This is a genomic window from Bacillus sp. USDA818B3_A (assembly GCF_009928415.1).
GTDB lineage: Bacteria > Bacillota > Bacilli > Bacillales > Cytobacillaceae > Neobacillus.
Genome location: NZ_JAABNN010000005.1, coordinates 275,988 through 293,264 on the forward strand (window position 1 = coordinate 275,988; position 17,277 = coordinate 293,264).

Sequence of the window (17,277 nt, forward strand, 5' to 3'; positions counted from 1 at the left end):
AATGAGTGTATTAAACGTAAAAAACTTAAGTCACGGTTTCGGTGATCGTGCGATTTTTAATGATGTGTCTTTTCGACTTTTAAAAGGAGAGCATGTCGGACTAGTTGGGGCAAACGGTGAGGGTAAGTCTACTTTCATGAATATCGTTACTGGGAAGTTGCAGCCCGACGAAGGGAAAGTTGAGTGGTCACGAAAAGTTCGTGTTGGTTATTTAGATCAGCATGCTGTCCTTCAAAAAGGTACGACGATGCGTGACGCTTTAAGCACCGCTTTTCAATATCTTTTTGATACTGAAGCAGAAATCAATGAACTTTATGCAAAAATGGGTGACGAAGGTGCTGATATCGATGCCTTACTTGCAGAAGTTGGAGAGTTACAAGAAACTTTAGATAGTAATGATTTCTATCAAATTAATTCAAAAGTTGAGGAAGTTGCTCGTGGTCTAGGATTAGACGATGTTGGACTCGATCGAGATGTAGATGATCTCAGCGGTGGTCAGCGTACGAAAGTTTTGCTGGCTAAGCTGTTGCTAGAAAAGCCTGAGATCCTATTACTAGACGAGCCTACGAACTATTTGGATGAACAGCATATCGAATGGTTGAAGCGCTATTTACAGGAATATGAGAATGCATTTATCTTGATTTCACATGATATTCCATTCTTGAACAATGTTGTTAACTTGATCTATCATATGGAAAACCAAGAGTTGAATCGCTATGTTGGCGACTATGATAACTTCTTAAATATATATGAAATGAAGAAGCAACAACTAGAGTCTGCTTACAAGCGTCAACAACAAGAAATTGCTGATTTGAAAGATTTCGTTGCCCGTAACAAGGCAAGTGTGGCGACTCGTAATATGGCAATGTCTCGTCAGAAGAAGCTCGACAAAATGGACATTATTGAATTGGGCAAAGAGAAGCCGAAACCAGAGTTTAACTTCAAAGAAGCTCGTGCAGCTAGTCGTTATATTTTCACGGCTGAAGATCTTGTCATTGGTTACAATGAACCACTTTCCCGCCCTCTGAACTTGAAAATGGAACGCGGACAAAAAATTGCATTCGTGGGTGCAAACGGTATTGGTAAGTCAACTCTTTTAAAAAGTATTCTTGGGTTGGTTGATCCAATTTCGGGTAAAGTGGAACGTGGCGAGTATCAACACATCGGTTACTTCGAGCAGGAAGTTAAACAGTCTAACTACAACACTTGTATTGAAGAGATTTGGAGCGAGTTCCCAAGTTTGAATCAGGCGGAAGTCCGTGCGGCTCTTGCAAAGTGTGGATTAACGACGAAACATATTGAAAGTAAAGTCGAAGTCCTTTCTGGTGGCGAAAAGGCCAAGGTTCGCTTGTGTAAAATTTTAAACACAGAAACGAATTTATTGATTCTAGACGAACCTACCAACCACTTGGATGTTGACGCAAAAGAAGAATTGAAGCGTGCTTTAAAGGCATACCGCGGAAGTATCTTGATGGTATCCCACGAACCTGATTTCTATCGTGAAATTGCGACCGATATTTGGAATTGTGAGGATTGGACTACGAAAGTGTTTTAAATAAAGATTTAGGGGTAGCCAATGAATAAAAAATCACTTGGATACCCCTTTCTTATTAACCATCCAAAATTTTTTATAAAAATATCTTTTAGATTTCTTAAAAAAGCTCATCAAAACAAAATTTAGAATGAGCTTCTATCTATTCCAATATTAATGGTTTCACACTCCACTTGGCTTGGGTGGTGATGGCAGATAATTAAATAACCGATTAATAAGTGTACAAAGTCCTATACAAAAAAGGAAAAGGTCTTATGGTCTTGGGTCATTTTTATAGGCTTAATTTTTTGTTTGAGACTCTTTACATTTCTTCAGCCAATTTTCAACCATTTCAGGGCAAGAACCAAAATGAAAATGCGTGTACCCCGCGATTAAATTCCCTTTCATATAGCCCTCTTCTGTTAATCCTCGCATCCCTTTAATTTGGTAGGCATGATGACCTTCTTTTTTGGGGAGAAAGGTAGAATAGTGGAATTCATGCCCTTTTGCTTTTAGATTTGGAGCCAATAAATAATTGCCTTCCACTCCTGTAATTTCGCGATATCCTATAGCGGCAAGCTGGGGTTGCATTTTCACTTCACCTGGAATGATCCCTACCATTTCATATCTCTTTCTATCTGTCGTTTCAAGAGAATTTGTTAAATACATAAAGCCGCCGCATTCAGCCAGGGTTGGTAAGCCATTTTCAATCCTAGTACGGATGGAGTATTTTACATCTCTTTGTTCAGCAAGTTTTGCGGCAAACTCTTCTGGAAATCCCCCGCCAATATACAGACCATTCACATGGTCCGGCAATTTTTCCCCTTTTAACGGGGAAAACTCAACAAGCTCTGCCCCGAACGCTTCCAACATATCAAGATTTTCCTGATAATAAAAGTTAAAAGCAGAATCTCTTGCAACCGCAATTCGTACCTTCAATTTTTCTTTTCGAATAAACTGGGACTCTTTAATTTTTAAAGCTGGAGCCTTAGCTAGTCCAAATAAGGATTGAACATCCACAGTTTCAAGCACTAAATCTCCAAGTCTGTCAAAATAGGAGGTAAGGTCACCCCGTTCCACGGAAGGAATCAACCCCAAGTGCCTTTCCGGGATACTAAGATCATGTTCCATTTTCAAATAGCCTAGAACCGAAATCTTGCATTCTTGTTCAATCGCTGATTTGACGATTTGAAAATGCCCTTCACTGCCTACCTGATTAACAATTACACCGACAATATTAGTTCCTTGAAGAAACTCTTGAAATCCCTTGACAATTGCGGCTGCACTTCTGGCCATATTATCACAGTTAACGACAAGGATCACTGGACTTTCCGTAATCATGCTGATTTCTGCAGTCGAACCAGTATTATTCAGTGGATTATGCCCATCAAAGAATCCCATTACCCCTTCTATAATGGAAATGTCTGCCCCTTTGCTACCACGGTATACAATCTCTTTAACAATCTCAGACTCTAGCATCCAGCTGTCAATATTCCTCCCTGGTCTGCCGGTTACAGCTGTATGATAGGTGGGGTCAATATAATCGGGACCACATTTAAAACCTTGAACAATATAACCTTTTTTTATTAAGGCTGACATAAGTCCTATCGTTAAAGTTGTTTTCCCGACACCGCTGCCTGTACCTGCAATGACAAGTCTACGATTTTCCACGGCTGAACCCTCCTCCCTCGAGCTTTCTTATTTAGCTCATGATTTTGACCGTATGAAAATATCTTCCGGCCAATTTTCTAATTTCTGGTTCTACACTTTCCTGATAAATTGCAATAAAACACGTAGCTGGTCCGGATGATTTAACTACATCTACTTCCGTAATCATTTTATCTTTTACAAATGTTTTACTCTTGCTCAGCTGATTCATTTCAAATAAAATCCCTTTAGAACCGACAGGCCACACCTGTATCCCATCCATCCTGCTAATCTCTTGAAAAATAGACAATGGCACAATATGATTTTCTTGTTCGATTACTTCATTACCAACCAACGGCTTACCAATAATAGCGAGCTGCGACTGTTCGTTAAATATGAAATCTTCCATCTCTCCACTTGGCTTTTTGCCAATGACAATCACCCCAATGGCAGATTGCTGCAATGAAAAATTGCTTTCTGTGCTTCCTGTAATCACAACATCTTTCAATTGAAGTTCGTCTAGGCCCCTTTCGATTCCTCTTGTTAGTTTCTCCCATGCCTCGTTCCCGCAAAAGTTACTTAGAACGACCGATACAGGTTCTCCGCCTGCTGCCATACATTCAATCACGGCAACTCGAAAAGAGTAATAGGCAATTGTTTCATATGGTGCCAAAACAAGGTCATCTTTTTTTATTCCTATCGCACCACTGTTATCGCTGGCAATAATAAGATTGCCTGCCTCCTGAAAAGGAATGGTTTTAACATTTCTCATAGGTCGAAGTCCTTCTTTTTTACTCTAAACTGCACCAAGTATGAAAGTCTTGGTATTAAAATGATTGCGAGCACTGTATTCATGGCCGAACCAATTAACAGTGAAGGGATCATTGCAGTATAAAAGCCCAAATTCATGATAAAAATAAACGGGCTCGGCGCTACAAAAGCATTACTTACAACAAAAACAAGGCCCGCCAAGATTTTTTTGTTTTTTTCATAGAAGATCCCGAATACCCAAACTAGCATAGCCATTTCAACTGCAATGACGAAATGCAGCGCACCCAGAGGAAAACCGCCAATCATTGCCGATAATAGATGACCGAGCCCACCGGTAATGGCTCCGAAACCTTTTCCCAAAAAGGCGGCAGCAAGAAGAGCCGGAAATGCATCCAAAGCCACACTATTGACAACTGCAGGAATTTTGATGCTTGCCCCAACTGCTGACAAGGCAATCATTAAAGCTAGTAAACTTATTTTTCTTATATTCATTTACTTTTCCGCCTTACGTTTTCCATCCCGAAATACTTTCGCACTACGGACATATTCAACGTCTTTCACTTGCAGGCGGAAGTTTATGACCCTGGACAAGGCGAAGAAATAATCCGATAACCGATTTAAAAATTTCTGAGTAATTTCCGGCGGTTTTCGATCTGTCTTCAATAGTTTGACGACTAATCTCTCCGCTCTTCTTGTCACAGTTCTGGCAATGTGGATGGATGCGGCAGGCTTTGTTCCTCCAGGTAGGATAAAACGTTCAAGCTCAGGTGCCTCTGCCATATACTGATCGATTCTTGATTCTAAGAAATCAATAGACTCTTGTTGAAGCTTGTTCTCCCATTTTGCTGATATGTTGGCAAGATCTCCTCCGCAATCAAATAATTCATGCTGGATTTTTTCTAAATCTGCCAAGACATCCGTAAAAATTTCCTTGTCCAATTCAACCATTGCCTGTCCGACAAAACAATTGACTTCATCTACTGTTCCGTAAGCTTCTACGCGAGTATCGTCTTTATCAACCCTGCCCCCAATAATGCTGGTTTTCCCTTGATCCCCTGTTCGTGTGTAAATTCTCATCTTAATTTCCTCCTTATTTAAAGGTTATATTAAGCCCGTACCAGATGATGTCCACTTTTTCAGCCTTAGCAGCCGTATCTTGAAACGCCCATCCAGTCAGGTCACGCCAAATCCGATTTTCCTTTTCGAGTGGGACAATTCCCTTTGTAATATCCGTTCCAATCACAATTAAACTTCGGTCAGCCTTTTCTCTTTCCCATTCCAGCCAGTTATCCAAGTATCTATTCCAAAAGTTACGAGACTGTTGTATATCGTCCTTCTCTGTTAACAACTTTAACCAAATCTCGATTCCTTCCAATATGAGAAAATCCCGATCATGGGCTACATTCTCTGGAATCTGATGGTTTTCATATGCGGACAACCAACTGTCCGTTTTTTGAAGCCCATATGTTTTTTTCACCCAAGCTCTTTTCCCGTTATAGGCACCTCCTGTAATAAAGTGCAACGTTCTCTCCTCCTAAGCGCTACCTTTTCAAAAATAAGTTCGAACCCTGTTCCGTGAGGCACGTTCCAGCTCCAAAATGGCTTTTCTTCCGGTGCAAATTTTTCTAAAAGAAGCCGTATGACGCCTCCATGTGTAATCAAGGCACAGCGCCGAATGTTTTTTGAAAGAAGCATTTGAGTTATTTGATTCCAGCTATTTTGAACTCTTTTGCTGAATTGCGGATAAGATTCTCCATCTGGCGGATGTATAGTAATGGGGTCATCAACCCATTGTCGGTATAGCTCTTCATCCTTTAATTCTTCATACGTTTTTCCTTCCCATTTTCCAAAATTCATTTCTCTTAATTCTTTTAAATGGAAAATTTCTGCATTTCCAAACATTAAATTGGCTGTTCTTACACACCGTTGCAGGTCACTGGAAAAATAACACTCATATGTCCTGGTTGTCGCTAAATTTTGCGTTTCCGGGCACAACGGAGAGTCACTCCAGCCCATATATGCTTTTCTTTTATTCTCTTCGGTTAGCCCATGACGAAATAATGCAATAACCACATGGTCATCCATAAAATACATTCAGTCCCTTCCACCGCAGCCCCAAGCACATCACCGGTAATCCCGCCAAACCACTTAAGGGCATTCCTGCGGCATAGCAAGTAACAAATCATGGCAGCAAGGGCAAAAATCCCCATAGAAATAAAACTTCCCCCTAAACATACGGCAAATAAAAGAAAAGTCATAATATACAGAGGATAAACCCACAGCGTTTTGACTGTGGCAGCAGCTTGAAACAATTGTCCAAGCCCTTCATTTTTTGCACTTTGAACGGTTAACAGTACGGTACCCATGATACTCTTGCCAAAAAAAGGCAATGCAGCAATCAGGATATAGCCCTCCAAATGGATGTTAATTCCTGCCTCGTAGATAAAGAAGAAACGGGAGCTTAATAAAACAATAATGGAAATGACTCCAAAGGCACCAGTTCTTGGGTCCTTCATAATCTCAAGTCTTTTTTCACAATCCTGATAGGAAAAATAGGCATCGCTTGCATCCATCCAGCCATCCAAATGGATTCCCCCAGTAAGCACAATGGTTGCCAGCCACAAAAGAAATGCAGCAGCTAAATGGGAGAAAGGCATCCAGTTCGTCACAGCATACAAAAGGAAGGAATAAAAAACCCCCTGCAATAACCCTAATAATGGAAAAGTTCGTACCGCACTCCGTAAATGGTCTTGGCCCATTGGAAGTTCCAGTCTAATTGGGACAATTGTAAAAAATTGCAGGTTAATCAACAGCCCAGTCATCCATTTCATGCTCTTTGACTCCATTGGTTGATAATTTGGTTAAGCAGATCCCAGTTGAGATTTCCCTTCATTTTCCGGGCCAATTCATCAAACCTTAGATCCTTATAATCTTTGATATAAAATGCTTCTTTGCTTGAAAGTCCTTTCCACTCACGAATCCTGTTCAACCATTGATTTCTCCACTCATCATTATGAAACAAATGGTGAAGATACGTACCAATGATTTTGCCATTTACCCCGTAGAAGCCATCTGCTTTTCCTTCCGAAGATTGGAGAAAGGAGCATCCCTCCTGCGTTAATATCGTACGGCCTAAATGAATCTCATATCCTTCTAGCCTTTGACTCTTCAACAATCCGGTATTCTCGTGAAGATATGCGGCTTTCCTAATGGTTTCTTTTTCACTTTTAAAAAAGGTTTTTGCAGGAATCATTCCCAATCCATTTACACAGTTGTTGGTTATCCCAGTATCTGAACCTGATTCATCGATTAATTCTTCTCCAAGTATTTGATAACCCCCGCAAATTCCGACCAAAAAACCACCATCGTCTATATGTTTTCGAATGGATGTTTCCAGATTTTTTGCTCTTAAATAGTGCAAATCATTGATTGTACTTTTTGTTCCGGGTATGAGGACAGCATCAGGCTGGCCAAATTCCGAAGCATCTTTCACCCAGCGCAGTGAAACATCCTCTTCGTACAAAAACGGCTCAAGATCACTGTAATTCGAAATAAACGGAAGTTGAATCACCGCAATATCAAGGGCTGCATTTTTTTTGCTGGTGAAATGCCTGCTTAATGATAATGAGTCCTCCCCATCAATCATATGGTTTTCCATATATGGAAATACACCTAAAACCGGGATGCCTGTTTTCTCTTCTATCCAGCGGATCCCATCATTAAATAATGTAAGATCCCCGCGGAATTTATTAATAATGATACCGGTAACTCTTTTTCTTTCCTCCGGTTCAAGCAATTCAAGTGTACCAATGATACTAGCAAACACCCCGCCACGGTCAATATCGGCAACGAGGATTACCGGGACATCTGCCATTTCGGCAACTTTCATGTTTACTATCTCGCGGTCTTTTAAATTGATTTCTACTGGACTGCCAGCCCCTTCTATCACGATGAAATCGTATTGTTTTTCCAATTGGGATATAGATTCCCTAATTACCTCAAGCGCTTTTTCATAAAAGCTGTCTCTATATTCCCGTCCAGATAATGTTTTGGTTGCTTTTCCTAAATAGACGACTTCTGAGTGCATATCCGATCTTGGTTTTAATAAAATCGGGTTCATCCATACACTTGCTTCTGTCCAGGCCGCCTCCGCTTGTATTCCCTGGGCTCTGCCGATTTCTTTTCCATCCACAGTGACGTAAGAGTTATTTGACATATTTTGCGATTTAAAAGGGGCAACCTTGATGCCTTCATTTGCAAACATTCGACAAATAGCCGTCACAACTAAACTTTTTCCCACATCCGATGCGGTTCCTTGAATCATAACGCCTTTCATGTAATCACCTTCTTCATGGCAATCGGAATTCCCGCTTCTACTAAATAAGCTTGGTCCGATGACTCTACTAATCTCTGATGAATAGACCCTAGCAACCGTTTATAGCTTTGTACCAGCACATTATCTACTATTGGTTCGTTTAAAACTTCATTACTGACAACAATCAAGGTCCCTGCTTGTCTTTTTAATGCCAATATTCCGGTTATCATCTTGTCATATACTACTTGTTCGCTTATATCCCTAGATGAATAGAGCTCATTGTTTAATAAAGTGGTTACACAATCAAGTAACAAAATATCCCGGTCATGAACTTGGTCAGCCAGATTCCCAATACTTATAGACTGCTCAATGGTATTCCAGTGAACCTTTTGATTTTCACGATCCTGCTGATGTTTTTTGATTCGTTCTCTCATTTCGGAATCAAATGGCACACCTGTCGCAATATAATACAGGTTTCGGCCCGACCGAGCAGCGATTATCTCAGCCATCCGTTCAGCAAAACGGCTTTTGCCGCTTCTGACACCGCCAGTAATGAAGATCAATGATGCTGTATCCGCCATTGGTGCAACACCTCCAATAACTGCTGATTTTCTTGACTGCTCCTAATGGCAAATCTCAACCATTTCCCTTCTAACCCAGAAAAATTAAAGGTGTGGCGTGGAATAATTCCTTTTTTCAGGAGATATTCAAATAACGGAAATTGGCCATCTAAATAGGTATCCTGAAGTAAATAAAAGTTCACCTTAGAAGCTGAAACGGTAAACTCCTGTTGGTTGTAATCCTTAAATAGCCTTTTTCGTTCATTGGCAATAAAGGCCTGGGTCCTTTTTATAAAGGCTTCCTCTTTGACACACAATTCCCCCGCTGCTAAAGCAATCGCATTGGTACTCCAATGGGATTGTAAGGTTTGCAATTTGGAAATAATGGCCGGATTTGCCGCGGCATAGCCTAGACGAATTCCCGGAATGGCAAACATTTTGGTCATAGACCGGATGATGATGAGATTGGAAAATTTATTTATGTATGGCATTAACGATTGATAGTCCAGCAGAAAGTCATAAAAGGCTTCATCCAGGACACACAAACAATCTTGCTTTTCACATTCTTCGACAAGCGCAAGAATATCGCATGCCGAATAGGCAACTCCAGTAGGATTATTGGGATTACATAAAAAAATGGCATCTGCATCCTGCAACTTTAAACAGATTTGATCAAGGTTGAGATCAAAATCTGGTGCTTCTAATTGATGAGTCATCATCTCGCAGCGATTGGCCCTGCATGCTTGCTCATATTCGGAAAATGTGGGCTGAATCACCAACACTTTTTTCCCTTCCAGCATTCTCGCTAGTAAAGTGATAAGCTCGGCTCCACCGTTACCAGCCAGCAATGACTCGACTGGGATCTGTTCCTTTTTTGAGATTTGTTCCCTCAACGTTAACGCATATGGGTCAGGGTACACCATGACCTCTTTAAAAATATCCTGCCACTTCTTTTTCAATGTATCAGGAGGACCAAGTGGATTGATATTGGCGCTAAAATCAAGATACCGTTCTGGAAGCGGTATACCCATTGCTTCATATAAGTATTGTGGATTCGAACCATGTGATGGCCATTTCAAGGATCATCCCTCCTGCCCATAAAAAAAGTAAAAATAAAAAAACGGTTTTACTTAATATCGTATTAGCTTGCCGGATATGCACCGACTGTATCGGTTGAATGGGATCCCCCATTTTTGCGCGATTCGATACCAAACCTTTGTAATAATTAATCCCTCCCAGTTGGATTCCCAAAATTGAAGCAACAGCAGCTTCTCCCCAGCCGCTGTTCGGACTTGGGTGCTTCCTGGCATCGCGAAACAAGACGGTCCATGCTTCATGAAAGCTAGTTTTTTTAACCTTGTTCCCCAGTACCATGATCATTCCTGTCAAACGGCTCGGAATCCAGTTCATCACATCATCCCATTTCGCTGATGCCAAACCGAATTCCTTGTAACGCTCATTTATGTAACCAACCATGGAATCGCATGTATTGGTTGCCCGATAAACCATGGCAAGCGGTGCGCCGCCCAATAATGCCCAAAACATAGGCGCTGTGACCCCGTCACTTGTATTTTCCGCGACAGTCTCTATGGCACCGCGGGCAATTTCCGCTTCATCCAACGTATCAGTATCCCGGCCGACAATATAGGATAATTTTACTCTGGCTGTTTGCAGATCCCCATCTTTTAACGGCCGATAAACCTCCAGAGAGGCTTGTTTTAAGCTTTTTTGCGCAATGGTCGTTGAAATCATCATGCTCTCCAGTAGAATTCCAAGTGCAGGATGAAGTTTATAAGCTATTAAAACAAAGAAAGTACTAATCAAAAAAACTACCAATAAAATGGTTAGCAGCATGAACGTTCCCTTCAAGCGTTTTCTTTCTCCTTTATTCCAACGCTTTTCCAAAAACGAAATCATGCTGCCCATCCATTTAACGGGATGTGGCCAATTTGGCGGGTCGCCGATTACCAAATCAAGGAGATACGCGATTGTAATCGAAATTAAATGATATACCATCATCTGCGCATCCTTTTTTGTGATTTTTGGATTGCTTTGGTCGTACATTCATAAACTGCTTTACCAATGAGTTTACCCAAGGGCGTAATTGTTCCGGCAATTTCTTGACATTTCCCTTCCTGAGTGGCGGCTATTAAAATACTGTCGGTTGAAGTACCAGTCGCAATCGTTCCCGTGACCTTGTCGATGACCTTTTGATCATACAGGGCTTTCCCTTTCGCTTCGGTTGCAGTCATAATGGCTTGAATGAATGCCTCCTCTGTCAGTTCACCATTGACGAAAATCCATGTGTTAATGGTTCCAGGTATATTTTCAAAGGAGTGGATTTCACTTTTCGAAGCATCAATCGCATTGCTGACACCGGCAGTAACAACAACAAAGATTGATAGATCATCCTGTTCATACAATTGATATACCACATCCTCGAGATAAACAGCGGTCATCATCCCGACTGTCTCTGCCGGTTCGAATCCATTTTCTTTAAGGAAAGCAGACATTTCTTCCCGATAATCATCGCAATTATAGTTCTTATCAACATGCCGGTTTACAAATTTTTGATACCACCCCACGCCTGAACCCAAGACAGCTGAAGACATGGTACGTAACGCTATGGGAGCTGATAATTCAATGTATTCCTTGGAAAAAGAAAGCAAATCCCCATCAATTTTCACCGAATGTTTTATCCTTTCCAAATTGGGAAGCAGAACCATCTGGGGTGCAGCGACTTTTGGATGTGGATGTTTCTTGATCTCAGCATGAAATACTCTTCGGATCCGATCTTCTTTCAGTACTTCATTCGGTATATGTTGTATATTAATGGATCCTTTTTCTAACAATAGAATCCGATCACAATAAAGCCCGGCAAGATTTAAATCATGAAAAATAGAAACTACCGTTAAGCCGTTTTCAATCGTCGAAGTTTTAAGAAGATCCAATAATCCTTTTTGATAGGAGAGGTCCAAATGGTTTGTCGGTTCATCTAGAAGAAGGATTTCAGGCTCCTGGGCAAGTGCCTGTGCTAAAAAAACACGCTGCTTCTCCCCCCCGGAAAGTTCGAGTATATTTTTATTTTGTAAAGAAGATACCTCTGTCTGCACCATAACCCTTTGGATAACCTGTTCATCCTCCTTACTCCACGATTGAAACCAGCCTTGTTGATGGGCATAGCGTCCGAGTGAAACCGTTTCTTTTACCGTATAGGAGAAGGATTGCGAAGAATGCTGTGATAAAACGGCAACCATCCGCGCCAGCTGTTTAGTCGTGTACTCCTGAAGCCTTTTTCCCTTTATGAAAACCTCACCATCTCGAATCGGCAAAATTCCGCTAAGAATTTTTAACAATGTAGTCTTTCCGCTTCCATTTGGACCTAAGACTCCAAACAATTCCCCTGTACCGACTTCAAAAGAAACATCCGTAAGGACGGACTCACTTGTATAACCGCCGGAAACATGCTGAACACTGATCATTCTTACCCACCTCTTTCTGTCTTTTTTCTTTGTAAAAGAATGATTGCAAATACCGGTGCGCCAATAAGCGCTGTAATCACTCCAATTGGTAACTCCGTCGGAGAAATGATGGTTCTTGAAATAAGATCCGCTATGATTAAAAACCCGCCCCCTAATAAAATGGATAATGGCAGGAGATGTCGATGGTCAGGTCCCCATAATAATCTGGCCAAATGTGGAATCACAAGTCCTACAAAACCAATCGTTCCCGAAACGGCAACGGCGGCTCCTGTTAAAGTAGAACCGGATATCAGAATGATTAGTTTTCTTTTTTGAACGTTAACACCTAAATGCTGCGCCCTTTCCTCTCCAAACGACATCGCATTTAATTCTTTTGCGTTCAGAACCAGGATAACCGAGCCAATCATAAAAAACGGCAGGATCATCTTGATGTACGCCCATCCCCTCATCGAAACACTACCCAAAAGCCAGCTGATAATTTGCCTGAGTTCGTCACCTGTCAGGGCAATCAACAGGGATATAATGGCTCCAAGAAATGAACTGAAAATAATTCCTGTTAAAATAATGGTTTCCATCCTCATTGAACGCTCAATTTTTCGTGCAAAAGTAAGGACAGAAAAGATAGTAATGAGCGAAAAAAAGATACTAACTACGGGTAAGGTAAAGGAACCAAGAAATGGAATTGAAATTTGCAAGAATAGTATGAAAACAGCTCCAACTGATGCACCGGAAGAAACCCCCAATGTATAAGGATCTGCCAATGGGTTTCTTAGTAAGCCTTGAAAAGCCGCCCCCGCAATCGCGAGGGCTCCCCCAACAAGACCGGATAATATCACCCTGGGCAAGCGAATGTCCAGAACAATATTGGTGAACATTGGATCCATTCGCTCTGTAGTCAGCCCAAGAAGTTTGGATCCTAGTATTTTGATAATGGTTATAATGGGAACATTCACCGTTCCAATCGATGTTCCCAATAGCACAGATAATAGCAGGAAGACTCCTGCCGCCCCGTAGGCCATGTATTTATTATTTAAAAACATCCGGATAGATTGCTTTTGCAAGCGCCTCTACTCCTTCAACAACCCTTGGACCTGGGCGGTTCATAATGTCTGAATTCACATCAATGACTTGTTTATTTTTTACCGCGTTAATATTATCCCAGCCTTTTCTTGATAACACCTGTTCGACAGGGTTCTTAACGTAATATCCATATGTAGTAATAACAACATCAGGATTTTTTTGAATAATCGCTTCCTGATCTACTTTAATCCATCCCTGTTGATCGCCTGCCACATTTTTAGTCTGAATGGATGCAAGCATTTCATCCATAAATGTATTTTTTCCGGTTGTATAAATATCAGGTGCAGGAGATACCTCTATATATACTTTTTTCTTATCTTTTATCGATGCTGCTTTTTCCTGAATAGCAGCCATTTTATCCTTCATTCCTTTAATCACTTCATCCGTTTTTTTGTTTGTGCCCGTTGCTTTTCCAATCATATCAATCGTATTATAAACGGTTTCAAAGTTTTCGGCATTCGCAATAACAAGAACTGGAATGCCGGCATCTTTCAACTGCTTTAGTGCATCTTTCACTATCAAGGCTGATGAAGCATGAGCTAGAACCAGATCTGGTTTTAATCCAATAATTTTCTCCGTGTTAAATTCCTGTCCGCCAATTTTTTCTTTATTCCGTGTGTCTTCCGGATAATTATCATAATCGGATACACCTACAATTTCCTTCCCTAACCCTAAAGAATACGCAATTTCTGTATTGCTTGGCATAAGAGAGACGATTCTCTCAGGTTTCTGTTTAATCACTACTTCATTATCTAATGCATCCTTAATTGTTACTGGAAAGGTTGAAGTTACCTTTGCTGAATCAGCCTGTTTTCCTTCCTGCGTCTGTTTCGTTGCCCCGGCACAACCTGCCAGCAAAACTATTGTTAAGAGTGTAATCAACAACAGTGAATACAATTTTTTCATTTCGATTCCTCCTGATTTTGTTTTTTAGCATAATGAAAAGTAATCAAGCCAAAGCCTTTTTGTCCGAAAAAAAAAACATCTCCATGAGATCATGGAGATGTTGGTATGGGTAGATTCAAATACAGAATAGTATAGAGTCTAACATGCCACACATTCCTATCCGCGTAGGTTTTGGCGTAATAAACAGGCAGGTCTCCTGGCTCATGATCATCGCTTCCTATACCTTCCCATCTTTCGACAGTGGTCAATTATAGTCTGCTCCCATTTACAGTGGCGGGACCGCGTTGGAATTTAACCAACTTCCCTTTTAAGCTAGAACCCCAATTGATTCTAGCACCTGTTGTGAAATTATTTTTTTATGCTAAAGTTATTATTATATAAAATTATCCATTTGTACATGTTTTTTTAAAAAGTAGTAGACTATTAGCCCATCGGCATGGGCAATAATATTTATTTGCGGGGGAAGTAAATTGAAATTGATCTCTATTTGTCCGAGCAATACTGAATTAGTAGCATATTTAGGGTTAACCTCGTCACTAATCGGAGTAGACGATTATTCTGATTGGCCGGAAGAAATCAAAGGATTACCAAAGTTAGGTCCGGATTTGGACATTGACATGGATCAGGTCGAGGAATTACAACCTGATTTAGTTTTAGCCTCCCTTTCCGTTCCCGGGATGAAAAAAAATATAATGGAACTGGAAAAACGCAAGATCCCATATGTCATAGTACCGAACCCGAAGACATTACAAGAAGTCGGAGAATGTTTTTTGTTTGTCGGAAAAGCAACGAAAATGGATGACAAAGCAAAAGAATTATACGAAAAGTTCAGTCGAATTATTCAATATTACGACTCATTAAGTCATAAAGTACATACTCATAAAACACTTTATTGGGAGTGGTGGGCGAAGCCCGTTTTCACTCCTGGGGCAGAGAACTGGCTAACCGAGGTCAGCAGACTTGCAGGAGGAAGAAACGTTTTTGAAGACCGAGCAGAGGCGAATGTCCAAACAGATTGGGTAGACGTAAAACTTCGAAATCCAGATGTTATATGTGTTGTATGGGTAGGAGTTCAAAAAGAGAAGGTTAACCCAAAAGTAATCCTTAAGCGTCCAGGTTGGGATGATATGAACGCCATCAAAAACAATCAACTTTTCATTCTGGATGAACCCCTTTTTTGCAGACCATCGCCCCGACTAATAAACGGGTTGGCTAAAATTGGGTTTATCCTGCATCCAGACATTTATCCTGAATTTAATGATAGGGATGACTTGTTAACTGATTTTTCACTTGATAAACCTTGAAGAGAAAAGTAGAGGTTCCTTCCGTATTTTAAGTATTTTCTTCATCCCAAAATAGCGGTCAATGAAAGACCGGCATCTTAGCAATTATTGCATCTTTACTCTCCAAATAATTTTGAAATTGCCAGTGGGGATTTCAACCATATCTTATTCGGATTTTTATTTGTAAGCTATAAACTGAAAAAATGATTGAAGTATTTGTATGAAAAGTGGAAAGCCTAAGATACTAGTGGGACGATTCCTCCGGTCCACCATTTATTTAACAGTGAACCTCTAGAACCGTCCCTCCTGATTTTCATAATAACATGGTGGGTTACTGTAAAAAACTTTCTTTTCCTGAAGTACACGCAATAAGGCCACTTGCATGGAATGGGGAATTTCGCCTATCTCATCATGAAAGATCTTCTCCTTCTGAGCCTATTCAAATTTCCCTTTATACCCTTGTCGCCTTGCTCCAGTAAAAGCCCCTTCGACATAGCCGAAAGCTCACTCCACATAAGTTCTTCGGAATCGCTCAGCGATTTAATGAAATAAATGGGCCATCCATTCGAGTTACTTAGACTTACTACGTTCCATTCACAAAAATAGGATTTGAACTCTTATTCCAATTCTTTGCCGGTCGTTATGAACGTGCAAGCGTCATGATAACTATGTTTATGGCATCATAAAAATGTAGGATATGGCACCTAATTTGTGTTGGCTTCTAGGGGCTAAACAAATAAAAAAACCACTTGTCAACATTCCAAAATACACATACACTTCCTGTTGGGACAAACAAGCGCAGGAGGTATTAAGGAGATGTTGGCAGTGGCCGAAATTAATTATATCAGACATGAAGTTAACAATAAAGACTGTACATATTCAGATGTAGCAAATAGAACTGGAAGAGATCCAAGAACTATAAAGAAGTATGCAGAAATGGAGGATTTCAACCAAAAGCCAAAGAAAAAGCAAACTAGGATAGCTCCGGTATTAGGGCCTGTAAAGACAATCATTGATGAATGGATCAAGGAGGACATGAAAAAGAAAAAGAAGTTTCGTAGAACCGCCAAGAGAATGTGGGATTTGTTAAAAGATAACCATGGCTTTAAAGGCTCTGATCGTACGGTTCGGGAGTATGTTTCTATGAGAAAAAAAGAGTTCCTCAATGTGGTAGATGAGGCTGCTCTTCCATTAGAATCTGTCCCTGGGACAGCACAAGTAGATTTCGGGGAAGCACCATTTATTTACGGAGGGGCAGATATCGTTTTGCCATACCTTGTAGTTTCCTTCCCATTTAGTAATTCATTTTATTTTCAAGTATTCCCTTCTCAAAACAAAGAGTGTTTTCTTGAAGGGATGAAAAGAGTGTTCCACCATATGGGGGGCGTGCCAAAAGCCATACGATTCGACAACCTATCACCTGCCGTTAAGAAAATACTACCAAATGGCGAACGGCAATTAACAGAGGAATTCCAGAACTTCGTTCTTCATTATGGTTTCGAGTGTGAGTTCTGCAATCCAAATAGCGGAAACGAGAAAGGTCATGTAGAGGCCATGGTCAAGTATGTCCGGAATAACTTTCTCTTACCAGGATTGCATGTCCTGAATCTAGATGATTTAAATAAAGAGTTATGGGCCAAGGCGGAGAAAGACCGCGAAAGGAAGCATTACCAAAAGGAATGGGCGATTTCAGAGTTATTCG

Annotated in this window: 17 protein-coding genes, 1 pseudogene and 1 riboswitch; of the genes and pseudogenes, 3 read left to right on the forward strand and 15 right to left on the reverse strand. The window is 40.7% G+C overall.

From position 1 onward, the window contains the following. Position 1 precedes the first annotated feature (1 nt). Complete coding sequence (locus tag GXK58_RS12530) at positions 2-1,555, forward strand: ABC-F family ATP-binding cassette domain-containing protein (RefSeq protein ID WP_160723288.1); 1,554 nt, start codon at positions 2-4, stop codon at positions 1,553-1,555. A 276-nt stretch (positions 1,556-1,831) separates the two neighbouring features. On the opposite strand, the gene GXK58_RS12535 is transcribed toward GXK58_RS12530, so the two are convergent. From GXK58_RS12535 to GXK58_RS12600, 14 genes are read right to left on the reverse strand one after another with little or no spacing between them, the layout of a single operon-like run. Next, entirely contained in the window at positions 1,832-3,202 is a 1,371-nt protein-coding gene (locus GXK58_RS12535; protein WP_160723290.1) for a cobyrinate a,c-diamide synthase, read from the reverse strand. 31 nt (positions 3,203-3,233) lie between these two features. Then, on the reverse strand, positions 3,234-3,950 hold the full coding sequence (locus GXK58_RS12540) for an AIR synthase related protein (RefSeq protein WP_160723292.1): 717 nt from the start codon (positions 3,948-3,950) through the stop codon (positions 3,234-3,236). After that, a complete protein-coding gene (locus tag GXK58_RS12545) occupies positions 3,947-4,441 on the reverse strand; it encodes an ECF transporter S component (protein WP_160723294.1) in 495 nt (164 codons plus the stop codon). The genes GXK58_RS12540 and GXK58_RS12545 overlap by 4 nt, the downstream gene beginning before the upstream one ends. Then, the gene (locus GXK58_RS12550; protein ID WP_160723296.1) at positions 4,442-5,026 is read right to left on the reverse strand and encodes a cob(I)yrinic acid a,c-diamide adenosyltransferase; all 585 of its coding nucleotides are present in this window, start codon (positions 5,024-5,026) and stop codon (positions 4,442-4,444) included. It lies immediately after the preceding gene. Between the two features lie 13 nt (positions 5,027-5,039). After that, positions 5,040-5,471, reverse strand: coding sequence for a bifunctional adenosylcobinamide kinase/adenosylcobinamide-phosphate guanylyltransferase (locus GXK58_RS12555; protein ID WP_160723298.1), 432 nt, complete (start codon positions 5,469-5,471; stop codon positions 5,040-5,042). Next, positions 5,423-6,043: a histidine phosphatase family protein gene (locus tag GXK58_RS12560; protein WP_237389649.1), complete on the reverse strand. Its 621-nt coding sequence runs from the start codon at positions 6,041-6,043 to the stop codon at positions 5,423-5,425. Before GXK58_RS12560 ends, GXK58_RS12555 begins: the two co-directional genes overlap by 49 nt. Next, complete coding sequence (cobS, locus tag GXK58_RS12565; RefSeq protein WP_160723300.1) at positions 5,992-6,780, reverse strand: adenosylcobinamide-GDP ribazoletransferase; 789 nt, start codon at positions 6,778-6,780, stop codon at positions 5,992-5,994. The genes GXK58_RS12560 and cobS overlap by 52 nt, the downstream gene beginning before the upstream one ends. After that, entirely contained in the window at positions 6,777-8,285 is a 1,509-nt protein-coding gene (locus GXK58_RS12570) for a cobyric acid synthase (protein ID WP_160723302.1), read from the reverse strand. The genes cobS and GXK58_RS12570 overlap by 4 nt, the downstream gene beginning before the upstream one ends. Next, positions 8,282-8,845, reverse strand: a complete 564-nt coding sequence (locus GXK58_RS12575; RefSeq protein ID WP_160723304.1) for a bifunctional adenosylcobinamide kinase/adenosylcobinamide-phosphate guanylyltransferase — start codon at positions 8,843-8,845, stop codon at positions 8,282-8,284. The genes GXK58_RS12570 and GXK58_RS12575 overlap by 4 nt, the downstream gene beginning before the upstream one ends. After that, the gene (gene cobD / locus GXK58_RS12580; RefSeq protein ID WP_160723306.1) at positions 8,824-9,903 is read right to left on the reverse strand and encodes a threonine-phosphate decarboxylase CobD; all 1,080 of its coding nucleotides are present in this window, start codon (positions 9,901-9,903) and stop codon (positions 8,824-8,826) included. Before cobD ends, GXK58_RS12575 begins: the two co-directional genes overlap by 22 nt. After that, the gene (cbiB, locus tag GXK58_RS12585) at positions 9,860-10,843 is read right to left on the reverse strand and encodes an adenosylcobinamide-phosphate synthase CbiB (protein ID WP_160723308.1); all 984 of its coding nucleotides are present in this window, start codon (positions 10,841-10,843) and stop codon (positions 9,860-9,862) included. Before cbiB ends, cobD begins: the two co-directional genes overlap by 44 nt. Beyond that, positions 10,840-12,306: an adenosylcobinamide amidohydrolase gene (locus GXK58_RS12590; RefSeq protein WP_160723310.1), complete on the reverse strand. Its 1,467-nt coding sequence runs from the start codon at positions 12,304-12,306 to the stop codon at positions 10,840-10,842. Before GXK58_RS12590 ends, cbiB begins: the two co-directional genes overlap by 4 nt. A gap of 2 nt (positions 12,307-12,308) precedes the next feature. Further along, positions 12,309-13,367, reverse strand: a complete 1,059-nt coding sequence (locus tag GXK58_RS12595; protein ID WP_160723312.1) for a FecCD family ABC transporter permease — start codon at positions 13,365-13,367, stop codon at positions 12,309-12,311. Continuing rightward, entirely contained in the window at positions 13,333-14,292 is a 960-nt protein-coding gene (locus tag GXK58_RS12600) for an ABC transporter substrate-binding protein (protein ID WP_160723314.1), read from the reverse strand. Before GXK58_RS12600 ends, GXK58_RS12595 begins: the two co-directional genes overlap by 35 nt. Positions 14,293-14,461: 169 nt before the next feature. Beyond that, a riboswitch (cobalamin riboswitch) is annotated at positions 14,462-14,648 on the reverse strand. Positions 14,649-14,762: 114 nt separating this feature from the next. Between GXK58_RS12600 and GXK58_RS12605 the strand changes: the two genes are divergently transcribed. Beyond that, positions 14,763-15,596: a cobalamin-binding protein gene (locus GXK58_RS12605; RefSeq protein ID WP_160723316.1), complete on the forward strand. Its 834-nt coding sequence runs from the start codon at positions 14,763-14,765 to the stop codon at positions 15,594-15,596. A gap of 321 nt (positions 15,597-15,917) precedes the next feature. Here GXK58_RS12605 and GXK58_RS12610 read toward each other — a convergent pair. Further along, positions 15,918-16,143, reverse strand: a pseudogene (locus GXK58_RS12610) (sigma 54-interacting transcriptional regulator); the annotation flags it as partial. Positions 16,144-16,391: 248 nt separating this feature from the next. Here GXK58_RS12610 and istA point away from each other — a divergent pair. Next, positions 16,392-17,277, forward strand: an 886-nt coding sequence (istA, locus tag GXK58_RS12620; RefSeq protein ID WP_160723318.1) for an IS21 family transposase, incomplete at its 3' end; no start/stop codon positions are given.